General features: G+C 41.3%; 1 protein-coding gene. It reads right to left on the minus strand.

The window, feature by feature from the left end:
* Window positions 1-123 precede the first annotated feature (123 nt).
* Window positions 124-1,722: a transposase gene (locus ACTNEW_RS16175; RefSeq protein ID WP_441062831.1), complete on the minus strand. Its 1,599-nt coding sequence runs from the start codon at window positions 1,720-1,722 to the stop codon at window positions 124-126.
* Window positions 1,723-1,849 lie beyond the last annotated feature (127 nt).

The raw sequence follows: 1,849 nt of genomic DNA on the forward strand, positions 1-1,849 counted from the left end.
ATGATGTTGGGGTCAAAACCATAAATAAGTTTGCCCCTATTCCTATATTACCTTGAAAAATTCATATTTTGTAGTATATCGCCGGACTTTTTGGGATATATGCTGGGTATTCCCTCCCTTGTTTTATGCAAGTACCGGATTTGGGGCATAGTTTCCCAGACCCTTCACATAATTGAAGAGTTTTCGGAAATTCAACGCTGCTATTTTGGAACCAAAAAAGAACTTCCCACGCTGTTTTCCACGAGGCATCTTTTCCAAATGGTAATTCTTTCGGATATTTGACGGAACAGTTTCCACTCCATTACGGAGCCTTGCATAATTTTTTAATTCTTCGCTGCTCATGTTCCTCTGGATTTTTGCACGTTCATGTGCTGCTTTGGATGTTACTATTTTTGCAACCCGCTTAAAAATTTTCGGCTTGCATTGATCCTGATACGGACAGTTGGCACACTGCTCATGCAGAAAGGAAACGGCACACTGATTGCTTTGTTTCATATAAGAGCAGCTTTTCGGCGAATGGCCGGCTGGACATCGGAGGACTTTTGTTCCCTCTTCGTTAAATTCAAAATCAGCAAGGATATCCGGAGCTGGTTTCCCTGTCAGGCTTGTGGTAATCAGTTCGACGTTTTTATCAGCTGCAAGTTGTGTGTTTTCTGTTCCGCTGTATGCTCCATCTGCAACTATAACAGTCCGTTCTTCCTGTTTACTCATCTGCTCAAGGTGCTCTTGGATAAACTGACTGTCACTGTGGTTGTTTTGCTCATACTGATACCCTGTTACAACAGAGCCATTGGCTCCAACGGATTCCTCAAGATTGGCTGCATATCCCCGATGCTCTTTCCCTGCCTTGCTTCGGAATGTAGCTTCCGGATCAGAAGGATTCTGCATCATGGATGATTTCATGCCGCCGTCTTCTTTTGTGCGCAGTCTGCGCTTTTCATTTTCAACAATGGTCTGTTCTGACAGGCATCTGACAAACAGATCATACTCTGTTGAATCATTGTAATCAGACTCACACAAGGCAAGGAGTTTATCTGCATCCGTTAAGAGTTGCTTTATACGATCATCTGAATCGGTACTGCGCTGATGATAAATCACTCTGTTAAAATCGTTAGGATCGATATAGTGTTTTAAATCGTCAGACAGAGCGGAACCATTGATTTTATTCACATACATCGCCATCTTCGCAATGCAGGTGTATATCAGTTCCATCCGACTGAGCTTGCGGATGTTGGATTCAATCATCATGGAATCCATACGTCTGACTTTACCGCTGATTCCCATCAGTTTTGAAATGGAAGCACTTAGATCTTTCACACAATCATGGTAGAGATCTTTGTTGTGAAGTGTTTCATAATCATAACACCGCTTGCGGAAACGGCTTAAGGTCTTATCACTCAAAGGCTGTTCTTCAAAACTTGTTGTATGCAGGGCATACTGAATTCGAAAATCCAGCATAAGATTTTCAACCATCTCGTCATCGGAATAATCAAAAAGCTCTTTGATAATGAGTGCACCAACAATCACGTTGACCGGAGTATTCGGTCTGGATGCCTTATCACTGTATAAGACAGAAAAACGCTTTTCATCAATGGAAGGAAATATTTCATCGGCAAAGACCTTTGCCCAGGATTTTTCCAGTGCTTTTTGTTCTCTAGCAGTTAATCCGGAGAAACTATCCGTAAATGACATTTGCTGGTAAGCGTTTTCTTTGAATGACATAGAGATTACCTTCTTTCCTTAGATATCTCTATTATACAGTAAGTAAACCATTTAGGCATGTATTTACTACAAAATCTATGAACTTTTCAAGGTACTATGGCAGGGCTTTTGACCCCAACATCATAAT

Source organism: Blautia sp. HCP3S3_G3 (assembly GCF_052063365.1).
GTDB lineage: Bacteria > Bacillota > Clostridia > Lachnospirales > Lachnospiraceae > Blautia_A.

Bases quoted from the DNA above. Each gene is read 5' to 3' on its own strand.
- ACTNEW_RS16175 (WP_441062831.1), bottom strand. From the start codon at position 1,722: ATGTCATTCAAAGAAAACGCTTACCAGCAAATGTCATTTACGGATAGT.